This window comes from Paenibacillus sp. 19GGS1-52 (assembly GCF_022369515.1).
In the GTDB taxonomy this organism is placed as follows: domain Bacteria; phylum Bacillota; class Bacilli; order Paenibacillales; family Paenibacillaceae; genus Paenibacillus_AQ.
In genome coordinates this window covers 325,506-352,335 of the sequence record NZ_CP059724.1, presented here as the reverse complement: position 1 = coordinate 352,335, position 26,830 = coordinate 325,506, and the positions used below count along the sequence as shown (strand labels likewise).

24 protein-coding genes are annotated in these 26,830 nt (G+C 45.9%); 7 read left to right on the top strand and 17 right to left on the bottom strand.

The features are described 5' to 3' along the window. The first annotated feature begins 266 nt into the window (after positions 1 to 266). Genes H1230_RS01670 through H1230_RS01660 form a run of 3 tightly spaced genes read left to right on the top strand, consistent with a single transcriptional unit; the run spans position 267 to position 3,075 of the window. On the top strand, positions 267 to 944 hold the full coding sequence (locus H1230_RS01670) for a response regulator transcription factor (RefSeq protein WP_239713933.1): 678 nt from the start codon (positions 267 to 269) through the stop codon (positions 942 to 944). After that, positions 944 to 2,224 (top strand): sensor histidine kinase, encoded by a 1,281-nt coding sequence (locus tag H1230_RS01665; protein ID WP_239717015.1) that lies wholly within the window; start codon positions 944 to 946, stop codon positions 2,222 to 2,224. The genes H1230_RS01670 and H1230_RS01665 overlap by 1 nt, the downstream gene beginning before the upstream one ends. 47 nt (positions 2,225 to 2,271) lie before the next feature. Continuing rightward, positions 2,272 to 3,075: an AAC(3) family N-acetyltransferase gene (locus H1230_RS01660; RefSeq protein ID WP_239713932.1), complete on the top strand. Its 804-nt coding sequence runs from the start codon at positions 2,272 to 2,274 to the stop codon at positions 3,073 to 3,075. Positions 3,076 to 3,196: 121 nt separating this feature from the next. Here the strand turns inward: H1230_RS01660 and H1230_RS01655 are convergent, their stop codons facing one another. Continuing rightward, positions 3,197 to 3,739, bottom strand: a complete 543-nt coding sequence (locus H1230_RS01655) for a hypothetical protein (protein ID WP_239713931.1) — start codon at positions 3,737 to 3,739, stop codon at positions 3,197 to 3,199. A gap of 198 nt (positions 3,740 to 3,937) precedes the next feature. Here H1230_RS01655 and H1230_RS01650 point away from each other — a divergent pair, with 198 nt between their 5' ends. After that, on the top strand, positions 3,938 to 4,852 hold the full coding sequence (locus H1230_RS01650) for a phosphatidate cytidylyltransferase (RefSeq protein WP_239717013.1): 915 nt from the start codon (positions 3,938 to 3,940) through the stop codon (positions 4,850 to 4,852). A 71-nt stretch (positions 4,853 to 4,923) separates the two neighbouring features. Here the strand turns inward: H1230_RS01650 and H1230_RS01645 are convergent, their stop codons facing one another. Together H1230_RS01645 and H1230_RS01640 are read right to left on the bottom strand one after the other, a co-directional pair. Beyond that, positions 4,924 to 8,268 carry an RCC1 domain-containing protein gene (locus tag H1230_RS01645; RefSeq protein ID WP_239713930.1) on the bottom strand — a complete coding sequence of 1,115 codons (3,345 nt, stop codon included), beginning with the start codon at positions 8,266 to 8,268 and terminating at the stop codon, positions 4,924 to 4,926. Positions 8,269 to 8,470: 202 nt separating this feature from the next. Then, positions 8,471 to 8,905 (bottom strand): Lrp/AsnC family transcriptional regulator, encoded by a 435-nt coding sequence (locus H1230_RS01640; protein WP_239713929.1) that lies wholly within the window; start codon positions 8,903 to 8,905, stop codon positions 8,471 to 8,473. 179 nt (positions 8,906 to 9,084) lie between these two features. Between H1230_RS01640 and H1230_RS01635 the strand changes: the two genes are divergently transcribed. Continuing rightward, the gene (locus H1230_RS01635; RefSeq protein ID WP_239713928.1) at positions 9,085 to 9,513 is read left to right on the top strand and encodes a VOC family protein; all 429 of its coding nucleotides are present in this window, start codon (positions 9,085 to 9,087) and stop codon (positions 9,511 to 9,513) included. A gap of 78 nt (positions 9,514 to 9,591) precedes the next feature. Here H1230_RS01635 and H1230_RS01630 read toward each other — a convergent pair whose 3' ends face one another. Beyond that, positions 9,592 to 11,076: a DHA2 family efflux MFS transporter permease subunit gene (locus tag H1230_RS01630; RefSeq protein ID WP_239713927.1), complete on the bottom strand. Its 1,485-nt coding sequence runs from the start codon at positions 11,074 to 11,076 to the stop codon at positions 9,592 to 9,594. Positions 11,077 to 11,303: 227 nt separating this feature from the next. Here H1230_RS01630 and H1230_RS01625 point away from each other — a divergent pair, with 227 nt between their 5' ends. Beyond that, positions 11,304 to 11,933, top strand: a complete 630-nt coding sequence (locus H1230_RS01625; protein WP_239713926.1) for a TetR/AcrR family transcriptional regulator — start codon at positions 11,304 to 11,306, stop codon at positions 11,931 to 11,933. 84 nt (positions 11,934 to 12,017) lie between these two features. Here H1230_RS01625 and H1230_RS01620 read toward each other — a convergent pair whose 3' ends face one another. The 8 genes from H1230_RS01620 to H1230_RS01585 form a co-directional block, all read right to left on the bottom strand. Next, on the bottom strand, positions 12,018 to 12,185 hold the full coding sequence (locus H1230_RS01620) for a CxxH/CxxC protein (protein WP_154118929.1): 168 nt from the start codon (positions 12,183 to 12,185) through the stop codon (positions 12,018 to 12,020). Between the two features lie 89 nt (positions 12,186 to 12,274). Then, the gene (gene cydC / locus H1230_RS01615) at positions 12,275 to 14,032 is read right to left on the bottom strand and encodes a thiol reductant ABC exporter subunit CydC (RefSeq protein WP_239713925.1); all 1,758 of its coding nucleotides are present in this window, start codon (positions 14,030 to 14,032) and stop codon (positions 12,275 to 12,277) included. After that, positions 14,029 to 15,792, bottom strand: coding sequence for a thiol reductant ABC exporter subunit CydD (cydD, locus tag H1230_RS01610; RefSeq protein ID WP_239713924.1), 1,764 nt, complete (start codon positions 15,790 to 15,792; stop codon positions 14,029 to 14,031). The genes cydC and cydD overlap by 4 nt, the downstream gene beginning before the upstream one ends. Beyond that, positions 15,792 to 16,805 (bottom strand): cytochrome d ubiquinol oxidase subunit II, encoded by a 1,014-nt coding sequence (gene cydB / locus H1230_RS01605; protein ID WP_239713923.1) that lies wholly within the window; start codon positions 16,803 to 16,805, stop codon positions 15,792 to 15,794. Before cydB ends, cydD begins: the two co-directional genes overlap by 1 nt. After that, the gene (locus H1230_RS01600; RefSeq protein WP_239713922.1) at positions 16,795 to 18,198 is read right to left on the bottom strand and encodes a cytochrome ubiquinol oxidase subunit I; all 1,404 of its coding nucleotides are present in this window, start codon (positions 18,196 to 18,198) and stop codon (positions 16,795 to 16,797) included. Before H1230_RS01600 ends, cydB begins: the two co-directional genes overlap by 11 nt. A gap of 221 nt (positions 18,199 to 18,419) precedes the next feature. Beyond that, the gene (locus H1230_RS01595; RefSeq protein WP_154118924.1) at positions 18,420 to 18,650 is read right to left on the bottom strand and encodes a cold-shock protein; all 231 of its coding nucleotides are present in this window, start codon (positions 18,648 to 18,650) and stop codon (positions 18,420 to 18,422) included. A 102-nt stretch (positions 18,651 to 18,752) separates the two neighbouring features. Next, positions 18,753 to 18,953: a cold-shock protein gene (locus H1230_RS01590; RefSeq protein WP_019914582.1), complete on the bottom strand. Its 201-nt coding sequence runs from the start codon at positions 18,951 to 18,953 to the stop codon at positions 18,753 to 18,755. A 290-nt stretch (positions 18,954 to 19,243) separates the two neighbouring features. Then, the gene (locus tag H1230_RS01585) at positions 19,244 to 20,485 is read right to left on the bottom strand and encodes a S1C family serine protease (protein WP_239713921.1); all 1,242 of its coding nucleotides are present in this window, start codon (positions 20,483 to 20,485) and stop codon (positions 19,244 to 19,246) included. 384 nt (positions 20,486 to 20,869) lie between these two features. On the opposite strand from H1230_RS01585, the gene H1230_RS01580 reads away from it, so the two are divergent. Then, complete coding sequence (locus tag H1230_RS01580; protein ID WP_239713920.1) at positions 20,870 to 21,076, top strand: hypothetical protein; 207 nt, start codon at positions 20,870 to 20,872, stop codon at positions 21,074 to 21,076. Here H1230_RS01580 and H1230_RS01575 read toward each other — a convergent pair. From H1230_RS01575 to yycF, 5 genes are all read right to left on the bottom strand, one after another. Continuing rightward, positions 21,045 to 21,851, bottom strand: a complete 807-nt coding sequence (locus H1230_RS01575) for an MBL fold metallo-hydrolase (RefSeq protein WP_154118922.1) — start codon at positions 21,849 to 21,851, stop codon at positions 21,045 to 21,047. The genes H1230_RS01580 and H1230_RS01575 overlap by 32 nt on opposite strands. Positions 21,852 to 21,865: 14 nt before the next feature. Continuing rightward, the gene (yycI, locus tag H1230_RS01570) at positions 21,866 to 22,606 is read right to left on the bottom strand and encodes a two-component system regulatory protein YycI (RefSeq protein ID WP_239713919.1); all 741 of its coding nucleotides are present in this window, start codon (positions 22,604 to 22,606) and stop codon (positions 21,866 to 21,868) included. 226 nt (positions 22,607 to 22,832) lie between these two features. Beyond that, complete coding sequence (locus H1230_RS01565; protein ID WP_239713918.1) at positions 22,833 to 24,125, bottom strand: YycH family regulatory protein; 1,293 nt, start codon at positions 24,123 to 24,125, stop codon at positions 22,833 to 22,835. Then, the gene (gene walK, locus H1230_RS01560; protein WP_239713917.1) at positions 24,122 to 25,954 is read right to left on the bottom strand and encodes a cell wall metabolism sensor histidine kinase WalK; all 1,833 of its coding nucleotides are present in this window, start codon (positions 25,952 to 25,954) and stop codon (positions 24,122 to 24,124) included. The genes H1230_RS01565 and walK overlap by 4 nt, the downstream gene beginning before the upstream one ends. After that, entirely contained in the window at positions 25,954 to 26,685 is a 732-nt protein-coding gene (gene yycF / locus H1230_RS01555; RefSeq protein WP_239713916.1) for a response regulator YycF, read from the bottom strand. Before yycF ends, walK begins: the two co-directional genes overlap by 1 nt. Between the last annotated feature and the right edge of the window lie 145 nt (positions 26,686 to 26,830).

Below are 26,830 nucleotides of genomic sequence, written 5' to 3'. Positions count from 1 at the left end.
TTGGACTTCCGGCCGCTGTTGTCTCCATATTTCTTGATTTATACCGCTCTTAGCGGATGAAATCCGGAGACAAAGGCGGACGCTACCGCTCCTACAGTTCCAAACTTCCTCTTCGTTCCTCCTTTACCTATTCTCAATTTTTCAAGTTTGATTTATATAGATCTGAACATGCCTTCATTCACCTTCATTAAGGTTGATTAAAGGTAATCTTGATATAATGAAGTAAGTAAATAAGTACACAACCTATGCAGAGGATGGGCAAACCCATGAGGATACTAATAGTAGAAGACGAGCTTCATCTTGCGGAAGCCTTAACTCAAATATTAAAGAAGCATAATTACTCTGTAGACGCTGTTCATGATGGCAGATCGGGACTGGATTACGCGTTAAGCGGGATATATGATTTACTGCTCCTCGACATCATGATGCCTGAAATGGATGGGATCAGCATGTTGAAGGCGCTCCGTAAAGAAGGAGTATCCACTCCTGTAATCCTTCTTACCGCAAAGGGGGAGATTACAGATATGGTGACAGGGCTGGATTATGGGGCCGATGACTACATCGCCAAGCCCTTTTCATCAGAGTTGTTATTGGCTAGAATACGCGCAGCGCTGCGACGTAAAGGAGAGGTAATACCGGATGATGCCTTAAAGTTTGGAGATATCGAACTCAATACGGCGAACCCGAAGCTCTCTGTCAATGGCAAAGAGATCAAGATGAACTTAAAGGAATGTGAATTGCTGGAGCTTCTGATATTAAGGAAACAGGCCGTAACTTCCAAAGAGCAGATTATTGAGAAGTTATGGGGCTTTGATTCGGAGGCAGAACATAACAATGTGGAGGTTTATATATCTTTTTTGCGAAAAAAACTGACCTTCTTGAATTCGACGGTACGCATTAACACGATCAGAAATGTAGGATACGTATTAGAGGTGACCACATGATGTTTACGAAGCTTAGAAATCGATTTCTGATTGTTAACCTGGTCACCATCTCTGTGATGATGCTGATCGCCTTCGCCTCCATTTACGTCATTACTTACCGAAATGTGCAAAGTGATATTGATATGTATCTTCACAGAATCATGGATTCTCATCAGCAATCCCCTGGTGATTCTGGTCGACAAGGCTCTACCAAAGGTTCTTCCCTGTTACCGACCAAGGATAATGGGTTTATGGACAACGATAACGGGAATCCACCTCCGGAACGATCCGTTTCATTCACGCTGCAAACGGATAAAGCATGGACTCGTACAGCCACTATCTCACAACTCGATATGGATGATGAGTTCTATGCCTCTGCGTTACAGGAAGCGGTAGCCATCAACAAGGACAACGGGAAGTTCTCACTGGACGGGAGCCAGTGGATCTTCAACATACAGCATACGAACGAAGGGGCTATGATTGTCTTCCTCGACATCACTGCTCAACAGAATATTCTGACGAATTTAATCTATACTTTCGCTGTTGTTGGATTGGTGATGCTGATTATCCTATACTTCACTAGCCGGTTCTTCGCCAACCGTTCGATTACGCCGGTCAGGGAATCATTTGATAAACAAAAGCAGTTTATTGCTGATGCTTCCCATGAACTAAAGACTCCGCTCACCATCATTAACACCAATGCGGATGTTCTCTTATCCAATCCAGAAGACACGATTCACAATCAGGCCAAGTGGCTGCACTATATCAAGTCGGAGACAGAACGAATGGCAAGACTGACCAATGACCTTCTATACTTGACTGAAATGGATGATTCCAGAGCAACCATGGTTTTCTCGAAATTCAATATGAGCGAGGCTGTTGAGAATATTATTTTAACGATGGAAGCCGTGATCTTTGAGAAGCATGTCTCACTTGACTATGACATTGAACCTGATTTAATGGTGCAAGGCAACAGTGAACAAATCAAGCAAGTGGTCATGATTCTCGTAGATAATGCTGTAAAATATACAAACTCCAAAGGCTCCGTAACCCTATCGCTCAAAAAGCAGCATAACGATATTATGCTCGCGGTTACCAATACCGGCGAGGGCATTGCTGCGGAACATCTGACCCGAATCTTTGATCGATTCTACCGCACCGACGCTTCCCGGGCGCGCAAGCAGGGAGGTTATGGTCTGGGTCTAGCCATCGCCAAATCCATTATTGATCAGCATAAGGGCAAGCTTTACGCCAAAAGTACCATCGGTGAATCGACCACGTTCTATGTTCAGCTTTCTTGAGCAGGTTTAGTTGGAATTGGAATTTGACCCGAAAGGTGGAGGTTAATATGACTGGCATACAAGAATCAAGAGCCATCTTAACGAAAGAAGACCTAGTCCGTCACTTTAAAAGCTGTGGACTGATGGAAGGACAAAGTATATTTGTTCATGCTTCGCTAAGCAAGCTGGGGTTTGTCGTTGGAGGAGCCGAGACGTTAATCCGGTCTCTTCTAGAAATTGTTGGAACAGAAGGAACCTTGATGATGCCTTCCCAAACTTGGAAGAATCTCGATCCTTCAACGGGTGTGCACTGGAAAGAACCTGTAGAATGGTGGCCCCTTATTCGGGAACACTGGCCTGCCTATGATAAAGAAATTACCCCGGCAATCGGCATGGGCGTCGCGGCCGAAATATTTCGCAAATGGCCTGGAGCCAAAAGGTCGGATCACCCTGCACGATCCATAGCCGCGGTAGGCAAGCATGCAGAATATATTACAAATACTCATGATTTAAGCAATATCTTTGGTGATGGCTCCCCATTGGATAAATTATATCAGCTCAACGGTTACGTACTGTTAATAGGCGTCGGCCATGATAAAAATACATCTCTGCATTTAGCCGAAACCAGAGCCGACTTCCCGGCAAAGCAAATGGTCAACGAAAGCAGTGCGATCATGGCTGATGGTACTCGCAAATGGGTGACTTACCAAACCCAAGCTGTGGACGACAGCGATTTTGTCTCCTTAGGGGAAGAATACGAGAAGGAAAAAAATATTAAGATACATCGAATCGGGAATGCGGATATCCGATTTTTGGAACAGAGGCCGCTTGTCGATTGGGCTGCTGCCTGGATGGAGAGACATAGGGTCTAATACATCCGACTGTACGGCAGACCTCTTTCACTGCAAGTACCGTCTATCTTGAAGAAAGGCTTTCCTTTGCTTAGGACAGCCTTTTTCTTGAGTGAAAATATAATTTATCGTGCACTTACCCTCAGGTTTCAGGCTCGTACTCACTTAATTTCCCTTCGTAGATCAAATGCAGCCGCTCGCTTTGCCGAAAATCTTCCGGTGTTACGAGCGCTGGCAGCTTGTTCCATAACTTGATGCCGGACCGCAGTAGTATTTCCGCAACGAATTGCGAGCAAAAGTAGGAGTTGCTGAATTCCACCGGTTCCTTGAGTGCGATGCCAATCACACCCAGAATATTATAAAGATACTTTTGGCGACTGCGGATAAAGATGTGCAGAACCCGCTTCATTTTCTCGATCTCGCGGTCTGATGCCTGAAGCTCATAGATGACGCAAGTCGTATTCGGATACTTACTGAACGTCCCTGTCTTGAGGTCCTCCCGCACAAATCCGCCATTCAGGGGGTTGTTGGGATGTTTTCTCCCGAAGCTGTACAGCTCTGACAGTTCCTGATTAAAAGAGATCGAGGCATGATTGTAAGGGGCTTTCGTGTAGCCTTGAATAATCTTCGTAAAAAGCGTTCCGGTATTCGTAAGCAAGATAAAGACTGCTCCATCAGCTTCCATTTTCTAAATTTCCCCTTATCAAGTCTGAAGGTTTCCTTCATAATAAGAAGAACCGAATATACTGTCCACTTTAGGACGGTATTCGACTCTTCAAAAAATATAAGGATAAAGTATAGCGTGAAACCAATAGTTCCTTATATTTTAACATATGATGCCTTTAATGGAATCCTACCCTTGCGACAAGTTGGTGATTTGGAAATGGATCGTTCGCTATTAACGTTAATTCTTATTTTCGCAGCCTTATCGGCCATCCAATTAATTTATTATGGGGTGGCTAGAATACAGCCTAACAAAGACTATACCGGCATTGGATTTCGTATTAAGACCTGGTGGGGCATGCTCTTCATCTTTTGCTTAGCGACCCTATTCAACCCAGTCATTTCGCTGCTGTCCCTAATGATACTCACCTTCTTCGCGCTGAAGGAATATTTCTCCATGATCAAATCGCGAAAAGCTGACCGCAGACTGTTTCTGTGGGCATACTTGTCGATCCCCTTGCAGTTCTATTGGATCTATATCGAGTGGTACGGGATGTTTATTGTCTTTATTCCTGTCTATATCTTTTTGCTTCTACCACTCCCCCGCTTAATCAACAAAGGAACGGTCGGATTTCTGCGCAGCGTCAGCCAAGCCCAATGGGGACTTATGCTGATGGTTTTTGGGCTTAGTCACCTGGCCTATTTTCAATTTGCTACTCCTCAGTATGGGGCGGGGCTTGTGTTATTCCTAGTCGTATTGACGCAGTTGAATGATGTTGTCCATTATCTGGCATCGATCTATTTCGGTAAGCGAAAAATAGTTCCCACGGCCAACCCGCAATTAACCTGGGAAGGCTTCGCTTGCGCTTTTCTCGTCACCACAGGGGTATCCTATCTGATCTATCCCTACCTAACACCACTTGACCCTACTTTCGGGCTCCTTTCCGGCATGCTGATCAGCTTGAGCGGTTTCTTCGGCAGCTTAACCGTCTCCGTGCTGAAGCGGGATTTGTTAATTGGCGATGACGACAAATTCGTTGCTTTGAAAAAAAGCTACTTAAGCAGGGTAGACAGCCTGACTTATACAGCGCCAGTATTCTTCCACGTGATCCGTTATTTTTTCGATTTCATGTAACGCACAAATAAAAGCAGGCTGCCGTGGCATCCTGCTTTTATTTATTGAATATGCTTATATCAAGACCTTTGTTATGGTAAAGGTATGAATAATTTAAAACCTGCAACTATCCCTGGAGTGGTTCGGCCATTATCCGCTCCATCACCAAGCAGACCATTATAACCATCACCCCAAGTCCAAACACTACCATCCTCTTTTAGCGCAATCGAAGTATTGCCGCCACCGCCGGTAATGGCTAGAACATTCGTCAAACCACTAATGATAGCCGGGATATTGGTATTGTCGTAATTGCCAAACCCAAGCTGTCCATCTCCATTGTAACCCCAAGCGTAAATATTTCCGTCCACATCTTGAGCAAAAGAGTTATAATCCCCTGCACTTATCAGGGTAATATCGGTTAGGCCTGTGATTTCAACAGGAACCAATTGATTCTGGTTGATTCCGTTCCCCACCTGACCCATTTGATTAAATCCCCAAGCATAAACATTTCCTGTGTCGGTTAATGCCAATCCATGTTGATTCCCCATCTTGATGGAAATGACATTCGGCAGCCCGATCACTTGAACAGGCTCACTTCTATAAATAATCGTGCCGTCACCAAGTTGTCCATTTTCATTATGGCCCCAAGCCCAAACGGTACCATCTGACTTCAAAGCATACGAGGAGGAATATCTGCCTTGAATCTCAATCACTTGATTTAAACCCGCTACTCGGACAGGTGTACTGCCCGAGTCCCAAGTCCAAACCGTTCCATCACTTTTCAGCGCCAAGGAAAGCGTGCCCCCTTCTGCTGAAATGGCGATTACATGATCCATTCCATTGACGATAGAAGGTACGGAAGAAGCGCCTCTACCCCACTGCCAGATTTGACCTTCTGCAGTCAAGGCAAGTGTATGATCAAAACCGCCTTGCACGGCAATGATATTGCTTGGTAAGCCAGGAACAGCATATTTGGTTGGATGGACCGTCGTCGTTCCATCACCGATTTGCCCATTCCAATTTGCCCCCCAGGTCCACACTTGACCACTTCTTTGCAGCACTACAATATGTCCAGCCCCCTCGGACAATTGATTTTGCGGCTTTATAACCATCTCATTCACTTCATAGTTGAGCTCTTGCGAGTAGACGCTAACCGTTCCCGCTTGATTCGTTGATTTCACTGTTATTACATGTGTTCCAGGTGTTAGAGCATCTAGAGCTATGGTCATCATTGAACCCGTTGAGGTACCTGACGCCAGAATTGACGTACCATCTGTATCATACACAGTAATGCTATTCTCGTTTAAAATATTTTCTATGGTGAGGATTGGCATGTAGTTAGAAAGAGTTCCATCCATAGAAATCGTCGGCACACCCATAATACTTTCTGATGCTACGACTTCCACTGCTGACCCTGATGTTGGTTCTGTTTCATTCTTTACAACTACTTCAAAGGAAACATATTTGCCAATGTCTTCACTTTGCAATACATACGTTAAGCTTGTCGCTCCTGCAATCAAAGTATGATTGCTTGTTAAGCCTATATCGTCTGAACGATACCACTGATAGGTTGTCCCTAATTCCAAGTCTGCATTTACATCCTCATAGGTGTAACTACCTGTCAAGGTTTCTCCTTCGATTGATATTCCACTAATGGAAACATTCGTTGCAGTTGGTGCTGCTGGAGCGATTGCAACTACTGTAGTCGCTGCACTTTCTACTGTTAACCCTGTAGTAGGCGTCGCTTCATTCATCGGTGTTACTGTAAATGAAATATATTTTCCAATATCTTCGATTTGTAATACATAAGATAGAGTTGTCGCTCCATCAATCATGGTGTGATTGGTCGTTAAAGCCGCATTATCGGAACGATACCACTGATAGGTTGTTCCTGTTTCAATATCCCCATCTGCGTCTGCGTAAGTGTAGCTTCCTGTTAGAGTTTGCCCTGCGGTCGTTATTCCACTAACCGAGACACCTAAGGCAGTTGGCGGCACAGATGGTACTGGTGTTGGGGCTGTTGTTGGCGCTGTTGTTGGGGCTGTTGTCGGTTCTGGTGTTGGCGCTGTTGTTGGTGCTGTTGTTGGTGCTGTTGTTGGCGCTGTTGTTGGTGCTGTTGTTGGTGCTGTTGTTGGTGCTGTTGTCGGCGCTGTTGTTGGTGTCGGCGGATTTTCAAATGTGGACCCAGCCGTATTAATAGTTGCGATTACTATTGTGCCTTGACCGAGCATTTTCACTACTGCATCTAAGACGAGTGAATTAACTGTCGTACCTTCACTAAGGTTGAATAAAGTTCCTGTTGCTGTTGATTCTACATTCAACTTCTTGATCGTACCTTCTGGAACATCGATTTGAATTTGCTGAGAACTTACATTTACCGTATTAAATGAACCTTGTAAGGTTACTTTTGAACCAGTTGGAAGGGAAGAATTTATGTTTACATTGTCATAACCCGAACCCTTAAGGGTTGCCGGAGAGTTAACAGCTACTAACGCTATCGTTGTCGTTCCTTCGGATACAATCCGCACAATTCCTGTCCCTGATTTTTTATCAATCACAATATCAATGAGTACAGAGTTGTTGAAATGGATACTGTGCTCACCGCCGCCTTGGACAGTTACGGTCCCCGTGACTTTGACATTTTCCAAGAAAGCATCACCGGTGCCAATACCCTCACCCAATAATAAGTCTCCGTTAATGACCATATTTTGCAGCGTTACTCCAGGTACATTCACGACTACGTTTTTAGTGACATTTTCTACTCCAGTAGCAGGGCCATAGGTACCCGCCTTGTTGTACACTACTGCTAGCGATGCCATTGCCCGATCCAAAGTAACTACCGATTCTGCACGATTTATGAAGGCCCCAGGTTTAAAAGTATGATCTGCTTCATAACCGGTCATGATCTGCTCGGATACGACTTCACCAATTGCATCCTTGCTCCAGCTAGCAAATTCACTGGCATCCCGGAACTCTGCTGTGGATTTAAGATCTGTCGCATTTAGTTTCAATAGTCGACTTACGATTACAGCCGCTTCTTGTCGACTGATTGGATTACTTGCTCCAATAGTTCCATCGGCGTAGCCTGTAATGTATCCGGCTTTCACAGCTTTTGCTATATCAGTATAGGCCCAATTATTTGCAGCCACATCCCGGAATGAAATTTCAGCTAGTTCTGTAAATCCAAACGCACGATTAACCAATGCCATAAATTCTGCTCTTGTAATTCTATTTTGCGGCTTAAAGCTACCATCTTCATAACCCGTAATAAGACCTTTGCCGATCCATGCAGAAATTTGAGCTTCCGCCCAATGTCCTTTGATGTCCGATGACGCTGATGTTGTTGCCGTGGCACCAAATGCTACACCTAACGATGAAAATAATAGACATGTTATGATCAGTGATGATACCAACTTTTTAATTAACCCGTTCTTCATAATACGCCTCCTTGTAGATGTGATTTATCTCACACTCGTTAAGGAGAATTATATCTTTACCCAATGATAAGAAAATGACAAACTACGACAAAAAAGCCCCTCAAACGACATAGGGACTTTATTTGTCATGAATATTAGGAATTAATTTCTGATTTCATAAAAGCTGACGAACGCCGGTTTTGAGGAAGATTAAGTATGACGGTTAGAGCAAAACCCTGTTTTCCATTATATTTTTCATACTGATATGCGACTTTGAAGGTCCGAGTTTAATAAGAGAATCCTGAAATTCGGCCAGTTCCTCAATCGATGCCGTTTGTACCTTGATGAGATAATTATATTCTCCACTGATGCGAAATAAATCAGTTACTTCCATGGCATCTCTACAAAAATCAACGATCTCTTGGCAATGCTCTGTTTTTATAAGAATGAAAGTGGTCGTACCGCGGTTCAGATCCCGTAAATTAAATACCGTTGTATACCCAGAGATGATATTTTTCTCTTCCAACTTAATCATCCGTTCTTTAACGGAGGGTTGGGACATAGAAACTTCTTTACTGATTTGAGAAATAGACATTCGCGCATTGTGCTGAAGTAATTGCATGATCTTTTTATCAATATCATCGATTAGTTGTTCCATTCCAAGGACCCCCTGACCATTTTAATAAAATAACCTCATTCAACGAAATTACCTTATATTCAATAATCATATTACTATAAAATCCTTATATTTTGTATGTATCTCACGTTTTAATATCTCTATAATAAATACATCTTACATAAGGAGCGATTACAGATGAGTGTAAAGGACTTGCACACGTGGCGATCCAAGCCAAAAATTATAAAGAAACGATAACATTCTATATTGAGGTTTTAGGATTCAAGGTAGGTCATCATTGGAGTCTGCCATCCTTTCAGATCAAAGAAGCCTCCATGCTAGTGTCGCCTGACCAAAGAACCTGCATTGAGATCTTTGATGACGCTGCAGTCATTCCTGCCCAAGGCAAGAAAGCATTGTCTGAAGAAGACATAGCCCACGGAGCGTTATTACATTTTGCCTTCTATGTGAATAATGTAGAGGAAATATTCCAAAAAGCCCTTGCTCATGGAGCAAAGGCTTTTATAGAACCGGACTACCTTTCTCTTGGTGAACCGCCTCTTGTAATAAAGAATGCATTAATTCACAGTCCTAATGGGGAAGTTATCGAATTTATTGAGGATGTTGATTTTGACAGGTCGATGGCATAAACCGCACACAGAAGAGCCCCTCCAGCTTCGACGAAGCGGAGGGGCTTTTCACATATTTTCTAATCTATAATTATCTGATCATCTAACTGCCTTGGATTGCAGGATTACTGTCTTGCCATCCTCTTCGGACGGTTCCGTACGTTTAATGAAGAAAGAAAGCAGGAGACCGGCAATACCAATACCAACAATAAGAAGATACGCATCATTAATCCCTTGGATAGAAGCCTCCATGATCATATGCTCTTTAGTAGAAGATCCGCCTGCGGTCATCATATCCACAAGATGGGTTTTGGTTCTGCTCGTCATCACCGTGATAAGTAACGATGTCCCTATCGCTCCAGCCACTTGCTTGATGGTGTTGGAGATGGCCGTACCATGTGCATTCAGTCTTGATGGCAGTTGGTTCAGGCCCGCCGTTGTGATTGGCATCAGGAACATGGCCATCCCGAAACGTCGTCCTGTGGACATCAGAACTAAATAAGTATAACTAGTGGAATCCGTCAGGTTGACGAACCCGATTGTAGTCACGATGGTAATAGCCATACCGATAATGGACAGCCATTTCGCTCCAAACCGATCGAATAGCTTTCCTGTCACCGGCATCATAATTCCCATCAGCAGGGCGCCAGGGAGCATCAGCAAACCAGACTCCAGAGCTGTATATCCACGTGCATTCTGCAAATACAAGGGAAGCAGCATCATATCTGCATACATGACCATGGTAACCGCAATATTAATAACGGTCGTCAGGGAGAACATGCTATATTTGAACACTCTGAGATCAAGAAGGGGACTCTTGATGACCAACTGTCTCCAGGTAAACAAAATCAAGGAGACCACACCAGCAACAAGTAATAGAACCACTTCCGCACTTGACCAACCTTTGCTTCCAGCACTGCTGAAGCCGTAAAGAACAGCACCGAATCCAATTGTTGAAAGAATGACACTCATAACGTCAATCTTAGGATAGCTGCGTTCAGATACGTTTTTCAAATAAATAAAGGCAATACCAATAACAATAACAACGAATGGGATCATTCCATAAAACATCGTATTCCAGGAATAATGCTCCATAACATAACCGGCGAGCGTAGGCCCGATAGCAGGAGCAAAAATAATGGCGAAACCGACCAACCCCATCGCAGCTCCTCGCTTGTCAGGTGGGAATACAGTCAGGATTACAGTCATCAAGAGCGGCATAATAATACCTGCTCCGGCTGCTTGAATCAGGCGTCCAACCAGCAGAGCATCGAAGCTATGCGCCGTAGCCGAAACAATGGTTCCCGCTAGAAAAATAATCATGGAAGACTGAAAAAGCTCACGGGTCGTAAATCGCTGCATTAAAAATGCGGTGATGGGAATAAGAATTCCGTTTACTAACATATAACCGGTCGTCAGCCATTGGGCAGTAGACGCCAAAATGTTAAAATCGACCATCAACCCCGGTGTCGCAACGCTCATAATCGTCTGATTCAAAACGGCGATGAACGCCCCCAGAATCATAACAAACAACAGAGGGCCTTTCTTAATGGAACTGCTGTCAAAAGCTGACTGATTGCTCATGTTGCTCAACTCCCTTTAATTTATCATGGAGCCAATAAACATGTTGTTGTATAATAGACTCAATGTTGAATTATAATCAAATCTCTTATAATTCACAAGCAACAATTTTCTGAAAAATGTTTATTAGTTTACGGTTGTACTCAATCTGTTGTCTAATCAAAACATAATTTACAAATCGAACGAAATTGTCGTATAAATCTTTTAGGGGAAAGGAACTGAGGCCCACCATGTCACCCACATCATCACGTACAGATCCGCGTGTAATTCGCACGCATCAATTAATTCGAGATGCCTTTATCGATTTGCTTCAGGAAATTGAATTTGAGAAAATAACCGTGAATCGTATTGCGGAACGCGCTACCATCAATCGTGCCACCTTCTATCTTCATTACCGGGATATTCCGGATATGCTAGAGAGAATGGCAAATCAAATGATTGATGAAATTCAGGCAATCCTGAATGGTGTTGCGAATGAAACTCGTTTAGACATAGATATTGATTTGTCCATATTGGTCAAACTGCTCGAGCATATTGCAGACAATTCTAAATTTTACAAGATGCTGCTCGCTTCAAAACGTATACCCGTATTCACCGATCGCCTTACGAAGTTGATGGTTGATCTCATCACCCGCAGAGCCGAAAAAGCAGGCTCTTCCCTATCTGTTTCCGGTGCAAGCGTTCCGATCGATATTGCAATTTGGCACGGTTCCTCCGCCTTCATCGGTACAATTGTCTATTGGCTTCGCAATGATATGCCCTACACGCCGCTTTTTCTCGCCAAGCAGCTTTTTCTATTGTTCCCTTTACATCAAAATACGATTCCTCTCGCCCTTGGAGCCACGCCCCCCACTCCCTGAAACACAAAAAAGGACGTGAGTCACGTCCTTTCGCACCATCATTTTCACTTTAGACGTATCACGCACTTAAGCGACAGCTAACAATCAGACCACCAAATACTCCGCATTCTGCTCGCATTCCGCACATTTCGCTGGCGGGTCCCAGTCAGAGAATTCGGTTTCCTTCAAATCTACAATGTCAGGCGCATCCTCATACTCGTCCACAAACTTATCGATAGCCAGCTCTACGTGCTCCTTACACACTACATACATTCGACCAAGCATCCCTTTCTGTGCCGCTGCGGCTTAATACTCCTCTTACTGTTCTATCACACTTCCTTGAAAAAGGAAACTCTGTTCTCTTATTGGAGGCTCACCGGACGATCCAGTTCATACAATCTGCGGTAGCGAGGCTCCCGCTTGAGCAGCTCGGCATGTGTGCCACGCATCTCCACAGAACCATTTTCCATAAAGATCACTTCGTCCATTTGCTCCGCGCCCACGAGATGGTGCGTTACCCAGACCAGCGACTTTCCAGCCATCGCAGTGAAGATCGTTGCCAGCAGCTCGCGCTCCGTGCGTGGGTCTAGCCCTACAGTCGGCTCGTCAAGAATCACGACTGGCGTATTCTGCAACAGGATACGGGCCAGCGCAATCCGCTGGCGCTCCCCGCCGGAGAAGCGTTGACCTGCTTCACGTACGGGTGTGTTATAGCCTTCAGGCAGTGTAGAGATCAGTGAATCCAGCTTAGCCAGCGCGGCAGCCTCTTTCAAGTCCTCGTCAGAGGCCTGCGGATTACCCAGACGAATATTGTTCGCCACTGTAGTATCGAATAGATGCGGGCTTTGATTCAGCACCGCAATGATCGCCGGAATCTTCTCGCCATAAGCTGCGGCGTCGATTCCGTTAATGACAGCCGAACCTATGGTTGGCTTAATCGCGCCTTGAATGACCTTTAACAGCGTCGATTTGCCAGCACCACTGCGACCGATGATGGCGATTTTTTTACCTTGTGGAAGGTCGAGGTTGAGGTCGCGAATGGACCAGTCCTCTCCTGAATCATAACGGTAACCGGCATTTCGCAGTTGAATGTGCGTGCTGGAACTTTTAAGATGCTCGACAGGCTCCAGGTTCACTTGTTCTTGCTCCGCGTGAGCGGTTGCCCCGTTATCCTCTTCCACACCAGACAGGCGTTCCAGAGAATTGCGGTACTGCGGGATTTTCTCAACGGCTTCGGATACCGGCAGAAAAGCATCTGCCACTGGGAAGACAACCAATACGAACGCCGCAATCAGCGTCCCAGCAAAAGCTCCGTCTGCATATTGACCTGACGCCCAAGATATTAAAGTAAGCACGCCGATACCAACGATTGCCTGTCCGATAAACATACGTAGACGGGCCCAGCTGCGCAGCGCGGCATCCGTACGCGCTACCTTTTTCTCATCGGCTTCATAGGTTTCCACGAACTGGCTTTGCCGTCCGCTAATCACCCAGTCACCCATACCAAGTACGGCATCAGTGAGCTTCTGATAGAGAGAATTGCGCGCCTGCTTCACTTCACGTTGACGCTTCTGGGTGAAGAGCAGTGAAATCAAGGGCAGCACAACCACCAACACCAGCATGTACAGCGCCATTAGCAGCGCGAAGGCTATATCAAAGGTCCCTAATGAAATAACTGCAGCAGCATAGATCAGCAAGGCGACTACACTTGGAAATACCGTCCGCAAATAGACATTTTGCAAATATTCAATATCATCGGCAAGCATGCCAAGAATATCGCCCGTACGAAAACGCGAGGACAGAAACAGTGCCTGTGGTTCTAGGATACTGTACAGACGGACACGCATGTTAGAGAGAATCCGCAGAATAGTGTCATGTCCTACAAGACGCTCTACATAGTGAATGACAGCGCGGCTTGTTCCGAACGTGCGCACACCCACAATCGGCACATAGATCATTAAGATATTCTCTGGTGGAATAGAGGCTTTGGAGATCAGAAAACCCGAGGTATACATCAGTGATGATGCTGAGAAAATCGTCAGTGCTCCAAGCGCGATAATAAGTAGAAAGCGCCAAAAATACGACGATACATAGGGAGCAAACCATCCTTCACGTTTCAATGGATTCCCTCCAATTGCGCTTGTATAAGCTCATAATATGCACCCTTACGGGCTACTAGCTCCCCGTGGGTACCGATCTCCGCCACTTGTCCCTGCTGCATCACAATAATAAGATCCATATCGACCATCCAGTGCAGACGATGTGTAGCTAGAAACACCAGCTTTCCAGCAAATAGCGGCAGCATGGTTTCTTTCAGTTCAACCTCTGTCTCAATATCAAGATGAGCTGTCGGCTCATCCAGCAGCATGATCGGACGGCTGCTCAGCAAAGCGCGGGCTAACGCTACCCGCTGCTCCTGTCCGCCACTCAACACACGACCGCCGCCCCCAATCATCTCATCCAGGCCATTCGGCAAAGAGGCCACCAGTCTTGATAATCCAGTCGCAGCCACCGCTGCGGCAACTTCTTCCAGCGTAGCCTCTGGATAATAGAAGCGTACATTATCCGAGAGCGTACCACTGAAAATATAAGGCCGCTGCGGAATATAGGAGGTCTGCTTGCGCCAAGCCTCATCGGTGAGGGCACTAACATGATTGCCATCGATTGTAATACTCCCGGAGGTAGGGTGCAGGAAGCCGCCGAGTACATCCACGAGCGTAGATTTACCCGCACCGCTCTCCCCGATAATACCAATTTTGCTGGCACCTTTACATTGCAGGTTAATACCTTTGAGCGAAGAAAGGTCACCCTCTTCAAATTGCACGCTGACTTCATTTAGCGTAAGTATACTCTCGGGATGCCACTTAAAAATGGATTCCGCAGAATCAGCTGCAATAGCAAGTTCATTCCCCTTGCCCTCTAGCACCACAGCCTTCACCGTATCCCGGTCAATAATACTCTTCATTGCCTCTCCTGCTTCCTTCCCGTCCAGCGTGGCATGGAAATCTGTACCTACGAGCCGAACCGGCAGGAAATATTCCGGAGCCAAAATAAGAATGGTCAAGCCAGTAAGCAACGTCATCTGTTCGTTGACGAGTCTAAGGCCTAAACTTACGGCAACCGTAGCTACAGACAGCATTGTGAAGAAGTCCATGGCGAACGAGGACATAAACGCCACGCGCAGTGTACGCATGGTCGCCGAGCGGTAGCGATCGCTCACATCAGAAATACTCTGACTATGACTGCGGCTGCGTCCGAGAAATTTCAGTGTTTCTAAGCCGCGCAGCGAATCGACGAAGTGATTGGACAACGTGCGGTAAGACTTCAACTGGCGGTCCATTTGCTTGCGGGCCGTCATACCGATCAGAATCATGAAGACAATAATAATTGGCATCGTCACCGTAAGAATAATACCGCTCGTCATGTCCTGTGTGTAGACATAAATGAGCAGCAAGGCTGGTGTAACGGACATCCCTACCATCCGTGGAATAATCAGCTCCAGGTAAGTACGGAACTTTGTTACTCCTTCCAGTACAAGCGTAACCAGATTTCCGGTTCCCCGGTCGCCTACCATTCTGGGCCCAAGCTGGAACAGCTTGTCCATCATTTCTCTTCGCATGCTGCTGCCGGTCATTTCCGCAAAACGGTAGGAGACACGGCCCATCAGCATAGAACAGGCATGGCGCATGAGAAACGCAAGAAGGAACAATAGCGCAGTGCCCCATTGTTCCTTCAGCGGTTCTCCCGCAAACAGTGCAGAAATGACTTCTGCCAGCCATTTGGCCAGCAGAAGAATGGACACGCTTTGCACCAGGGTAAGGAAGCCTACGATCAGAAAGACCGGCATAACTCCTTTATACCTTAGCAAATTCTTATCCATTAGTATTCAAGATGCTCCTTCTCATGAATCCGTTTGTGAAAGATAAAGTAACTCCAAATCTGATATCCCAGCACGAACGGCAGCATCGTCAGCGCCACAATCGTCATGACCTTCAGTGAATAATGGCCCGAAGCCGCATTCGTGATGGTCAGATTGAAGGCTTGATCAATGGAGCTAATCATGACCCGTGGGAACAGGCCCACAAAGATTGAAGCTACCGACAGCGCAATTACAGCTCCGGTCATTCCAAAGGCAAGACTATCTTTCTTCTTCATCATGAAGTATCCAGCCAGTACATAAGCCACAATCCCCAGAACAACCATAATTAGCAGCCAGGCTCCATGCTTTTCAAATATGTCTGTCATATTGTAAGTCATAATTACAAAAGCCAACAGTAATGCGCCCAGTGGAAGCAGCAATTTCTGACCCAGCTTCCGTGCGCGGTTCTGCAGATCGCCAGACGTACGAAGCGTGGTGAACATCAGTCCATGCACCAGGCAGAGCAGAACTACCGTAACACCAGCTACGACTGTATAGACATTGACGATATCCGTAAATCCAGCATACATCTGCATATCCCCATCAATCGGCAAGCCTTTGATGAAGCTGGCGAAGACAACTGCCAGCAGGAAAGGAGGGAGGGCGCTGCCGAAGAAGATGCAAGCATCCCATGTTCTTTTCCAAGCCTGCGAATCGCGTTTGCCTCTGAATTCAAAGGCCACTCCGCGAGCAATTAGAGCCAGCAAGGCGAAGACAAAGGGAATGTAGAATCCACTGAACAGCGTAGCATACCAATCGGGAAAAGCAGCGAACATCGCCCCAGCAGCTGTAATCAGCCAGACCTCATTAGCATCCCAGAAAGGCCCGATCGAGTTAATCAGCACCCGGCGCTCTGTATCATTCTTGGCCAGAAACTGTGTTTCCATTCCCACCCCGAAATCGAAGCCCTCCAAGAAGAAGAATCCTACGAACAACACGGCAATCAGCAAGAACCATAATTCATTAAGAGACATTTGGGGACACCTCCTTGTTATATGGATCATGCGAAACATCGTGATCATTATCCATGGCATAAGGGCCTTTTCTGATGACCTTGATGAACAACCCAATCATTACGATTCCTAGAATCGCGTATATAGTCGTAAAAGAAATAACCGAGAATAACACCTGTCCACTCGAAATATTAGGAGATACACTATCCTTAGTCTGCATAAGACCAAATACCGTCCACGGCTGGCGTCCAATTTCAGTCATAATCCAGCCTGCCGTATTGGCGATTGGTGGAAGCAGCAGCCCCCAGAGCATGAACCGCATAAACCAAGTGTTTGGACGGTCCATTTTTTTGCGCCAGATCAGATAGATAGCATACAGACCCAACACGATCATCGCTGTACCAGCCGCAACCATGATCCGGAAGCTCCAGAAGGTTGTGCGCACGGGCGGGATATAATCCCCCTCACCATATTTCTGCACATATTCAGCTTGCAGTTGGTTCATCCCTTTAACTTCACCAGAGAATTTACTGTAGGAGAGAAAACTGAGCAAATAAGGTATTTGAATTTCATTGCTACTCACCTTGTTCTCCGGATCAATATTAGCATATATAGTCCAAGGTGCTGGGTCACCACTCTTACCCCACAAGCCTTCAGACGCTGCCATCTTCATCGGCTGAGTTTTGACCAAATACTGCGCTTGAGCATGTCCTGCAACAGCCACACCCATCGAAGAGACAATACCTACAATAGCAGCAATCTCAAATGACTTTTTGAAAAAAGATACTTCCTGCTTTCTCAGCAGCTTATACGCACTAATCCCCGTTACCAGAAATGCTCCCGTTGCATATGCAGCCAGCACTGTATGTGGGAATTCCACCAGCAACTGGCCGTTTGTTATCAGGGCTAAGAAATCATTCATCTCTGCCCGTCCGTTATTTATGGCAAACCCCACAGGGTGCTGCATGAAAGAGTTGGCGGCTAAGATCCAGAAAGCAGACAACATCGTTCCGAACGCTACCAGCCAAATGGATAACAGATGCACTCTCTTGGAAACCTTATCCCACCCAAAGATCCACAGCCCTATGAATGTAGACTCCAAGAAAAAAGCCAACAGCGCTTCAATAGCTAGTGGTGCTCCGAACACATCACCGACAAAACGCGAATAATCGGACCAGTTCATCCCGAATTGGAATTCCTGTAATATCCCCGTTACAACGCCTACTGCAAAGTTAATGAGGAACAGCTTTCCCCAGAACTGAGCCATCTTCTTGTACTCTTCATTCCCTTTTCTGACATACATCGTCTCCATGATCGCAATCAGGAGCGCTAGTCCGATAGACACCGGCACAAAGAAATAATGAAAAATCGTTGTCGATGCAAACTGAAACCGCGACAGCATCACTGTATCCATATTTCTCCCCTTCCTTCTTCCCTTTTCGTACTTATATTTTGTCAAAAATTCGAAGATCAAAGTGTGATAATAATCACATTATACACCCCATTTAGAGGCAAAAAACAATATATTTGTGACAAATATCACAATATTTCGAAAATAAGCAAAAAAAATAAGACGGTTTACCCGTCTCTTTGCTGTACGTCATTCTATAAAATGCTCAGCTCATAAAGCGTAAGTTAGGTGATAGAAGTACCCTTCTTCAGCGACTTGAGATCGCCATTGGAATTAAGCAAAATCGGCAGCATCTTCATACTGCGAACCATTGGGGAGTGACATAGACGGCAAGAAGGCGCATGTTCAAATGCAAAATTATCCCTCATCCATCCGTTACATCCATCATTGGTACAGGCCCAGATTGCGGTATCCTCTTCCGGTATTTCTTCTAAAGGCTTCTTCCGGTAGTTCATTACCGTTCCTCCCTTCCTTTATGTCAAAAGTTGAGAAAACCGATGGAAATGTAAAAAAAAGGCCGTCCCAACTTTCACAAGCGGGGACGGCACCTTCTATTATTACAGTTTTACAACGTTTTCGGCTTGTGGTCCGCGGTTGCCTTGAACAACGTTGAATTCAACGCGTTGGCCTTCGTCCAAAGTTTTGAAGCCGTCGCCAGTAATTGCGCTAAAGTGAACGAATACGTCACTTCCGCCTTCAACCTCGATGAATCCGAATCCTTTTTCTGCGTTAAACCATTTAACTGTACCTGTTTGCATGTGTGTTACCTCCACAAATTTAAATTAATATGTTCTTTTTATCTTCAGACAAAGAAAAAATTCACACATTGAAAAAGGTTGTATAACTCTACTTGACAGCCCTTTTCAATGCAAGAATTAGGTATCAACTGTATGATTGTTATCATATTACCACACCTGAATAGCAAAGGCAAGAGAGCTATCCGTATTTCCCCTTATTTTCCCGTATAAGGCTGACTTCCCAATGTAAGGGTTACCAGCCGGATAATTTGTCTCACCTACAATAGCAGTATATACACTCTTTAGCGCTTTTATTCCTCTGGTTTTTCAAGAAGTTTTACTACAACCTGCTTCACAACTCCATTGCGATAAAAGGTAATCTTTAGCTCGTCACCAATCTTGGTACTATCATATAAATATTTGCGCAATGAGAGCGTTGAAGTAATCGGCTCATTATCAAATTTCGTAATGACATCATTAAATTTCAGCCCAGCGACCTTTGCAGGTCCAACAGCATCCAGAACGACTACACCGTCTTTAATGCTAGCTGGCAGGTTCAATTCCTTGCGTTGATCCTCTGCGAGTGGAACATAGGGATTATTCAAATCTACAGAATAGACACCCAGATAGGAACGGGCTATCTTCCCTTTTTCAGCTAGTTCAGCCGCATTCTCCATCACATGATTGGACGGAATGGCAAAGCCGAGACCTTCTACACCCGTATCTGAAATCTTCATCGTATTAATACCAATGACCTTACCCTCCAGATCTACAAGCGCACCACCACTGTTGCCTTCATTAATTGCTGCATCCGTCTGAATCACTTCCTGCTCCCAATCATATACACCATCCTGATTGAGCGACACTGGAATCATCCGTTCCGTATAGCTGACAATACCAGAAGTTAGTGAATCGCCAAGACCCAGTGGGTTGCCAATGGCAATTACCGTTTCGCCGAGACGTAGCTTCGAGGAGTCCCCGATCTGTGCGATCGTATTTATTCCTTTAGCATCAATGGAGAGTACGGCAATGTCACTAACCTTATCGGCACCAACTAGCGATGCTTTGCGAGTCTCCCCGTCAATTGTAACCACCTCTAGTTTACTAGAACCTTCGATGACATGATTATTCGTAATAATGTATGCCTTTTTAGCATCTTTCTTATATATAACCCCGGAGCCTAATGCCGACTCATCCAGAATATTAAGTTCCTTATTATCTTCCTTATGGTTAATGATACTCACTACGGCAGGGCGAACTAGAGCCGCAGCCTGAATAATCCGATCATATGGATCACCACTGCTCGGGGTAACATTCTCAATCTTTGCCGGATTCTGAGCCGTCTCATGTGTTAGTTGGCCTGTAAGCAAACTGAAGAGAAGCACCGCAACCACCGCGCTGAGTAAAGAGCAGATGGCAGATATCTGCCAAGTTGGCAGACTACGGCGTGATTTGCGAACAGACCAGCCGCGAGTTGTGGATCCCTTTGTTCCTTTTCGATCTTTACGCCGCGATACTTTAGTTGAATAGAAATCATCTTGAAACAGTCCCACCCAAATCCTCTCCCCTCTATTGCTACTGCATTCATGACCTGAACGCCAAGCAACAACGCCCGAGCTATATCAATCTATCTTCCAGACTCCAAATAGTGTTAAAAGGTTTCACTTTATCCCTTTACCACAAGAAAGTGGTATTTAGCGTAAAGTAAGGCTATTTTATAAAACGGATCTTGTCCTTTATCAGAAGAACACAGCCGTTTCTCTTATTTCGGAATATTTTTCAACTTAACAGACTACAATAATAGCAAGCACTACAGAATTACGCTTAACTTATTCTCTATATAGATTGTATCACAGGCAGACGTTCAGTCGTGGCTTTTCTGAAGCGAATTCCTTGCAAATTTTTTACATTTTTCAATTCGAAAGGAGAAGCAGAATATGGAATCTTTCTCCACAAGTATTGATCTGGTACAGTTCATTGGTAAACTAGGTGATCTGAAGGATGAACACTATCATATGACCCTTACTCTTAGTGCCATGATTGAGCTGCTGATTGATAAAGGGCTTATCTCCCGCCAGGAACTTGAGCGCAAGACCGCTGAATTGGATCAGCTTATGACTGGCTCACCGTATCCCATGGCGTAGGGCGATCATAATACGTATCACATAGTTTAAACTCACTATCTTTGAAAAAACAGCCCCGGTCCTCCATCGCATAACGAACTGACATCTTTGCCAGATCCATCATATTATGATCCCGACTTAAATGCGCCAGGTAAGTACGTTTGGTCCGCCCAGTAAGAATCTCACTAAGCGCTGCGCCTGCTGCTTCGTTTGATAGATGGCCCATATCGCCTAGAATACGCCGTTTCGTGTTCCACGGATAACGTCCCATTCTGAGCATCTCAATATCATGATTTGCCTCCAGCACCATTACATCGGAATCTGCAATTGCCGCTCTCACCTTATCGCTGACATAACCCAAATCGGTAGCTACAGACAACTTCTCTTTCCCGTCGTAAAAGTTATAGGCTACGGGCTCAGCAGCATCATGGGAAATCGCAAATGATTCCACCCTAAGGCTGCCAAAGTCTATATGTTCTCCGGATTCCATAATAATCCGGTTATGTTCAGCTATTTTACCAATCCCCTTCTCAATCGCTCCCCAAGTATTGGTATTCGCGTAGATCGGAAGATCGTATTTGCGCGCCATTGCCCCAAGTCCTTTGATATGATCGGAATGCTCATGTGTAATCAGAATCCCGTCGATATCCTTGCCCGTCAGCTCACGCATACCCAGCAGCTCATCAATCCGCTTCGCACTAAGGCCCGCATCAATCATCAGCGTTGTCTCCCCGTTACGCACCACCGTTACGTTGCCAGTAGAACCACTGGACAGTACTGTAAATGAAATCCCCATATTTCTTACTCCCTCTACTCTGTTGTCTTCGGACTGATGATGTCCGCACTAATGGCATCTACGTAATAGGCTTTGCCATTCTCAAGCATGAACCGCCACATTGGAGACGCGACCTGACTTTCGGAGTTAAACAATTCACCGTAATACCCCAGCTCAATCTCCTTGACTACCGAATCGACCGGAAAATATTTCTCAATTAAACTGCTCAGCGCTTGGGATGCAGGGAGCACCTTCTGTAGATCCTCTTTGTTACTGGTTCCAATCTTGATCTGTGGCCAACGGTAGGCCACAATCTTCTGATTGCTATTGATTAACTCCAGTCTCACGCGGAACAGCGACCACTGATTATCCACTAGCGGGTGGAGTACAAATTTACCTATCTCACTTTCCTGGGAATCGAAGCGGTAGTTGGCAATGTCCGAGATCTGGCCCATCAGTTGATCGCTAAGCTCGGTGAATGAAGAGTAGATCAGTTTGCTGTCTATCGGAAGCTTCAGCAGCACCGGCGCTTCATTCTGCTCCTCCCCGGAATAATTATAGGTAATATCAGGCAGCTGCGGTGTCGCAGCCGGGATTGGGCATAACACCCTAATTCCCTTCTGTTCCATCACTGCTTGTGTTTCTTCAGAAAGGGAGGTGAAATCAAGATTGGCGCTGACCTGATCATGCAGATCATTCCACAGCTGATAACACAGCAGCAGATTCAGCAGCAGAAAAGCGTAGATTAGCACATTTTTGGCTCTTCCCCAATCCATACTCTCACCTCCTAAAAGTTTTGTGGAACATTACTTCATTGCATGTGGCTTGCAACAAAACTACTTCGGAAGCATACGCTTTGTTTTGTGGAACATTACTTCATTGAATGCGGCTTTGCAACAAAACTGCTTCGGAAGCATACGCTTTGTTTTGTGGAACATTACTTCATTGCATGTGGCTTGCAACAAAACTGCTTCGGAAGCATACGCTTTGTTTTGTGAGCAGCTAGTTCAGCGTTAGCACGCTGCCGTCGCTCAGCGTAACACGCCATACCGGGAGCAGCTCCAGCTTCCCACCTTTTTCCACAGGTACATAAGCAGGTGTTAAATCCTTTACAGAAGAAGCCTTGCCAATCTGGGTAAGCTGATTCTGCAGCTCCTCTCCTCCCGACAACTCCACAACTTTTTTCACGGATTTGTTCTCATCAATATAAATTAAAGATCGATCATAGGAAGATACGGTGCCCTGCTGCAGTTCCAGATTAATCACACCATACTGTAGCTGTGGCTTACTCATAATTGGATAAGAACCATAAGGGTAGGAGCCATAATACTGTTGAAAGGAAACCTTTCGCTCCAGTCTGCTCTCCTCCGTTGCTGCCAGCCGATAGGTTCCATTCCAACCGCCATGCTGATTCACAAAATCCACAGCCTCAAGCGCATCCTTGGCCGGTGTGCTTTCACCAGCCGGAAGTGCAGCAGGGTCGCTGTAGCTCATCCAATTCTGCTCCTGATCGACCTGCAGACTACGTTTGCTGTCCGTGTAAATCTCCGATCCATTTTTCTCACGAATATATCTGGTGCTCCCAGCGTCAAAGAAGAGATTGCTCTGCATCTGTTCAATGGTGTACATACCGGATGGCATCTCTACCTCGACCAGCGATATCTTACTGTCAGGTACATAATAGTCACCATTCAATGTTGTATAAGAAGTCAAATTCTTGCCAAAATCCACATGCTGCTGGATGTCCTGCACGGTAAGATCGACTTTAGCCGCTTCATATACAATATCACCCCGGGTGCTGAAAAAGATGGCATGGGCCTTGGAGTCATTCTTGATATTGTATATCCAGATCTTATCAATGCTTTCCCCCGCGAACAAGGAATCCGGTGACAGCTGCATTATCCGCTGCAGCAGCGTTACGGGAATTCCTGCTCCGAAGGACAGCTCAATCCCTGGATTCTCCTTGCGAATCTGATTCCAGTTGAAGTCCTGCACCGAGCGCCGTTGGAAGCTTTCAAAGCCCCGCCCCTTCAACCGATTCAGGATCAGATTGTAAAAGGTCGAGCTGGGGTAAAACAGGGTGTGCTTACCGTCTCCCATATGAATAATCATTTTATCGGGATAGAGCAAATTCTCAACCTTCTCTTCAGGCCCCATGTTGTCTGTCTTTACATATAAATTCTCCGAAAGTACAGCCGAATCCGTACCAGGCAGCCGATAAATCAAATAATAGCTCTCCACGAGACTCCCAAGCACGAGCAAGGCCAGTATCCAGGATTTCACTCTTTCCTTCACGCCTCACTCCCCCTTTGGCTCTGTAGAGGCAGCGTAAAGGTTACCTGCGAGCCCTCATTAAGCTCGGATTGTAGGGAAATAGAACCTCCATGTGCCTTCACAATTTCCCGGGCAATGGACAGTCCAAGCCCAGTCCCACCCATGTTACGTGAGCGCGCCTTATCTACTCGGTAAAAGCGTTCAAAGATGCGTTCGATATCTTTCTTCGGTATACCGATCCCGGAATCGCGCACGGAGATAGACAACATACCGTCCTCACTCTTTAGTGCTTCCAATTCAATAGTGCCGCCCTCCGGCGTATATTTCAACGCATTGGAGACAAGATTGCCCAGCACTTGATCAATTTGATCCCGATCTAGCCAGGCAGTGGAGACTTCCTTGCGGACCCTTGTGCTAATATCGATACGTTTTTGCCGAATCTGAAAGGAAAAGCGGTCTGCCACATCCTCCAGCATCTCGGTGATGTCTGTCTGCTGGATTCGGAGACGGGCTTCCCTGGAATCGAGCCGTGACAGATGCAGCAGGTCTGTCACCAGACGAATCATGCGCTCAGTTTCATTCCTTATCACGCCCACAAAACGCACAGCCAGCTGCGGATCATCGAGCGCTCCATCATCCAATGCTTCGGCGTAGCTCTTAATTGTCGTAAGAGGTGTTCGCAGCTCATGCGAGACATTCGCCACAAACTCCCGGCGCGACTCTTCCAGATTCTCTTGTTCAGTTACATCCTGCAGCACGGCAATCGTACCCGCAATTCCTAACCCTTCCCGGCGGTGGATCGGAGTAAAGGTTACCCTAACACTGTTAGGATCGTCTCCGCCAAGATGGGACAGATGAAGCATGGCCGATTGGGCATTGCCTTTGGCCAAAGACACGGACTGCTCTTGATCAAGACCCAGCAGCTCAGCAAGCGGTGCACCTTCCGGAAGCGGCCCCTCCGCTCCCAGCATCAGTGCAGCACGACGGTTCATCAGAATGACTACTCCGCTCTCATCTGTAGCTACCACTCCATCGCTCATATTAGTGAGGATGGAAGCCAGCTTTTCCTTTTCCTCCTCATTTTGCGATAAGGCTTCACGCAATCTTCCGGTCATATAATTAAAGGCCTGACTCAGTTGTCCAATTTCATCATTGCCGAATACCGGCATCTTCCGATTAAATCGACCTTCCGCAACAGCGGTAGCGTGCCTGGTCATTTCCTTGATAGGCTGAGTAATGGTATGGGCCAGAATTACACCCAACACAGCTGTAAGTGCTAAAGCCAGCAGCATGCCCGAAATGAAGACACTGTTGATGCGGCTCATCGTCGCATATAGATCCTTCATGTCCGCAGCGATATAAATGGCACCCACCACCTTGTCACCCGAGAGCACAGGCTTGGCCACAACCTTCTTACGTACATTATCATCAGCTATAATATATTCTTCGTTGTCGCTGATGCCCTGCAAAGCTCGGCTGACAACCGTCTGTGTATTGCGCTGTCCGACATAATCGCTTTGTGAGGGTACGGATGTAGTGATAATTTTGCCGTTGGCATCAAGAACCTGAATCTCAGCACCATTAATATAAAGATTGTTCACCATGCCACGCAGACTTTCCACTGCGGTCTCCTCATCCGACGTTCCAGCTTCGCTGCCGAATTTATCCGCAGTCAGAATCGATAACATTTCTGCCCGCGCTTTAAGATCCTTCGTGAAGTTGTCTGTTAGCGAATTCTTCATGGAGCTGACAAAATAAACACCAATCAACTGCATCGCGATCAGAATCAATAGGACGTAAACAATAATAAGCTTGGCCTGAATCGTCCGAAAAAAGGACAGTCCCTTCATCACAGCCCTCCGCTTTTGGGGCTATGCATTAAATAACCAAGTCCACGCCGAGTAAAAATATATTCCGGTTTGCTGGGATTCTCCTCAATTTTCTCCCGTAGACGCCGGATGGTTACATCTACAGTCCGCACATCACCGAAATATTCGAATCCCCAGACGGCTTGCAACAAATGCTCCCGGGTCATTACCTTGCCGGCATGCCGAACCATATAATAGATCAGCTCATACTCACGATGTGTTAAGTCTAGTGGTTCTCCGTCTTTGTATACCAAATACATGTCTGTATCTATAAACAGATCAAAATGTTGAATACCCTGCTTGCTCTCTGCGGGCTCACTGAGTGCCTCCGACGGGGTTGGCTTATGCTGCCTCCGCATCTGGGCTTTTACTCTGGCCAGCAGTTCACGCGTACTAAACGGCTTGGTCACATAATCATCAGCACCAAGTTCCAGACCAAGCACCTTGTCAATCTCTCCGTCCTTGGCGGTTAGCATAATGATAGGAATATCCAGGTGCGCCGCACGCACCTCACGGCAAACATCCATTCCGTCCTTACCTGGCAGCATAAGATCAAGCAGCATGAGATCGGGGCGTATGGATAAAGCCAGCTCCACAGCGCTGATCCCATCAAAGGCGCAGATAACCTCATAGCCTTCTTTTTCCAAATTGAATTTCAATATGTCAGCAATAGGCTGTTCATCGTCTACTACCAGAATCGTCCCCATCTGCATGTCTGTCGCTTCACCTTTCTATCCCTACTAACGTTTATTCCTTTATTTTAACATACCTGTCCTGACGTCACATCCTACGAAATATGCATGACTCCCAAGAAGAAACGGCTTTGCCGTCACTATATATGGACGGCACCCGTTCCTT